This is a genomic window from Candidatus Zixiibacteriota bacterium, assembly GCA_040753495.1.
Classification (GTDB): domain Bacteria; phylum Zixibacteria; class MSB-5A5; order GN15; family PGXB01; genus DYGG01.
Map to the genome: position 1 here is coordinate 1 of JBFMEF010000098.1, position 3423 is coordinate 3423.

The following is a 3423-nucleotide window of genomic DNA, read 5'->3' on the forward strand; positions in this document are numbered from 1 at the left end:
ATAAATTTACACTTGGGGTTGAAAATAACACGGGAAAGGGAGGACGTCAAGCAATTCGCCGACAGATATAAAAGTGGCGGCTTGAGTTAAGCCGCCACTTTCGGAATCTTGTGAAGCGGTATTCTTGAGGACTCAACGGTAATAGAGCGGTACCGAACCTCCCTTGAACAGGTAGTTTATCAAAAAGGTGACATCGAGGATATTTATACTACCGTTACCATCGGCATCGCCGGCGAGGAAAGCCGGCGGCGGCGGTCCCTGCTGATAGAGGTAACTCAGAATATAGGTGCCATCAAGAATATTTATGGTTCCGTTTCCGTTGGCGTCGCCGCACTGATGAATTACAAAAAGGCCGTCAATAACCTCTACCACACTGGTGTCGAGAACCGGCACCACGGATGTATCGATGGAAATAGAGTCCGCAGGCGGTCCGGCAACCTGCATCCAGCTCACACAAGTAGTGCCCTGCCAGGTGTTGCAGCGAAACCAGCTGGTGTCCAAAATGGTATCATACGTCAATCCAATCATCTGTCCATATGGGTCAGAAAACTGGATGCCATCCAGATTCTTATCTATAAGGAGAAGGGCATATCGGTCGGAGGTGGTATCGGGCACATTGAGGACATCGGCTTTAATTTTGATGAGCGGTATATTCCCGCTTTGCGGCTCAATCGGGGGGACAACCGGACCCGGAAATGTCGTTGCCAGAGCAACAATTCTGATATCGTGCCCGGTCCCGCTCACTGAGTTGGCATTGATGTAACTCCAGCCGGATACGAGCGTCCCGCTGGTATCAATCAGGTCCGCCGTTGTTCCCTGAAAAACAATCATGTCGGGACGATTCAGTATAATGCGAATGAGGAACCCGGCGATGGAATCGGATGGGTTCTCCACAAAAATCGGGATGATAGCATCCTGCTGATTGGGATAACCGCTGGCGGTTCCAATCCAGAGATTCAAGGTCAATGAATCCTGGCCGCTAACGGAAGTTGAAAGGCTGAGAATCAGGAAGAAAATCAACGCCAAAAAAATCCTGATTTTCCTCGGATTAAACATCTCGACCTCCTATTTAAGAGAGTTTGGGGCTGTTAGAATCCGTTAGCAGTTATTCAATGGGGTTCTTTAAGTCTTTAATTGCAGATATTTCTCAATCGATTAAATATAAGTTCATTTAGATAAATGTCAATCTATTTTTGACTTCCAGTCAGAGTTCCCAAAGAAATTGTGCAATATGCTGCAGAAATTGAGCTTGTATTGACACCGTTTGACGCTGCATGGTGCTGATTTAGATTGACTTCAAATCTGCGTAAGTTTTTGATAATATTTGAGATACACCATTTAGACGCTTTGGGAACGGCAATTGCTATATTTTTATTGTCTATCTTGCAAGCTCAAAGTTGAGGCTTTCGGAAACCAGATGGCTTGTCTTCGAAAGAGTGATAGAGAATTCTTGAAGAGCACTGAACTAATTACCAATCAATTAATTAACCATTCTTGGAGGATTGTATCATGAAAAGGACCGTTTATCTGGCATTTCTCGTTGCGGCGCTAGGACTTGCCGTAATTGGCTGTCAGAATGAACCAAATCCGGTTGTTTCTCGTCACATTACCGGCACGATGCCGAGTAATCAACTATCAAAGGTTAGCATACCGGAAGATGCCGTTTTGGATTCCGCCATTCTCTACCTCTATGTAACTCAGTCAAACAATCAGACCATTCGGATTCACCGCGTTACTTCCGACTGGGATGAATATACTGTTACCTGGAGTAATTTTGGAACCTATGACCCGACCGAAGTTTCCAATTTCGTGGCGGACGGTTTGGGATGGCGTTTTGCCGATATCACAACTCTGGTCGCCGGCTGGCTTGAGGGAGATTTCAGCAATTTCGGGCTTCTGATTCGGCAGGACGAATTGACTTATCCTCGCGCCCACTTTAACAGCCGCGAAGCGGCCTCGAATCATCCTTATATCAAGGTCTGCTATACTCTGGACGGCACCCCGACCTGTGTAACGGATGAGACCATTGCCGACGTTTATATCTCCGAATTGAGCCCTAACTACAACTTCGGAGATTGGGATATTCTGCATACTGGCTGGGCGAATCCGACCGCCCTGGAGAAGCAGAGCCTGCTTCGCTTTGATTTCGAAGAGACCCCCTGCCTGAATTGCATTGGCAATTATGTGTGGCATGATCTTAACCGTAACGGTATCCAGGATGAAGGCGAGCTTGGTATCGGCGGCGTTGCCGTTCATCTGTTCGACTGCACCGGCGCGCCGATTGCCTCGACCCTTACCAATGCCGAAGGGTATTATCAGTTCTGCGAACTTCCCTCAGGTGACTATTACCTCCATTTTGTTGCCCCGATGGGGTATGTTTTCACCATGAAAGACCAGGGGATTGATGAGGCCCTCGACAGCGATGCCGACCCGACCACCGGCATGACCGCCTGCACCAATCTCAATTGTGAAGATGATATGACCTGGGACGCCGGGCTTTACATTCCGGAGGAACTGGGCTGCTCCTTTACCATTGGGTACTGGAAAAATCATGCCGGTCTTAAGAGACAGCCGGACATGGTGACGGCTCTTCTTCCGATCTGGCTCGGAAACGCCGGCGGCGCTAAGAGTTATCAGGTAACCACGGCTTTGATGGCGGTTAATTTCCTGAAACAGGATGTCTACGGTACGCCTGAAAACGGCATCACCAAGCTGTACGCGCAGCTTCTGGGCGCCAAACTGAATGTCGAAAACGGCGCCTCGGATATGACCGTCAGCGCTATCATCACTGCCGCCGATAACTTCCTTGCCACTCACAACTATCTCGACTGGGTGGGCATGAGCGAATCGGAGCAGCAGATGGTACTCGGCTGGCATGACATGCTCGATGATTACAACAATGGGCTCCTCGGTCCATTGCACTGCGAATAAGCAGATATTTCTCGATTGATTAAAGCCCGTGGGCGCTGTCAAAGCGCCTGCGGGTTTTTTTGGGCAATAATAAACGGAAGGGGTAGGAATCGAACCTACCAGAGACGGCGTAACCGCCTCCCCACGGTTTTGAAGACCGCAAGGGCCACCAGACCCTATCCGCTTCCGATAGCGATTATATAACTCTCGAAGCGGGACGTCAAGGCATTCCCGTGAAATTGGTCAGCGACCAAGGCGGCTCAAATTCCAGGGAAGAAAAATTCGATGAATCTGGAAATCGTCAGATCGACCGCACCGGCATTTCGGAGGGGTCAGCGATGAGAATGGCTTCTTTAATGGCAAAGGCCTCGGCGTACTTCACCCCGACTTTATGCCCGTAATGCTGCGCTGTGACCGTCATGTACTCGAAGATATCCACGCCGGGTTTATAGATTTCTTTGGCCGAAGGTGTTCCGTCAAATTGCGACTTATAGGCGGCAACCGCTTTCAATT

General features: G+C 49.1%; 3 protein-coding genes and 1 tRNA gene. 1 reads left to right on the forward strand and 3 read right to left on the reverse strand.

Features of this window, described 5'->3' with window-relative positions; translation table 11 throughout:
• Positions 1–132: 132 nt before the first annotated feature.
• Positions 133–1056, reverse strand: a complete 924-nt coding sequence (locus AB1690_06375) for a dockerin type I repeat-containing protein (protein MEW6014931.1) — start codon at positions 1054–1056, stop codon at positions 133–135.
• 453 nt (positions 1057–1509) lie between these two features.
• On the opposite strand from AB1690_06375, the gene AB1690_06380 reads away from it, so the two are divergent.
• Positions 1510–2931 carry an SdrD B-like domain-containing protein gene (locus AB1690_06380; protein ID MEW6014932.1) on the forward strand — a complete coding sequence of 474 codons (1422 nt, stop codon included), beginning with the start codon at positions 1510–1512 and terminating at the stop codon, positions 2929–2931.
• 74 nt (positions 2932–3005) lie between these two features.
• On the opposite strand, the gene AB1690_06385 is transcribed toward AB1690_06380, so the two are convergent.
• Positions 3006–3098 (reverse strand) — tRNA-Sec (locus AB1690_06385).
• A gap of 113 nt (positions 3099–3211) precedes the next feature.
• On the reverse strand, positions 3212–3423 hold a 212-nt coding region (locus AB1690_06390; GenBank protein ID MEW6014933.1), incomplete at its 5' end, for a bacillithiol biosynthesis deacetylase BshB1.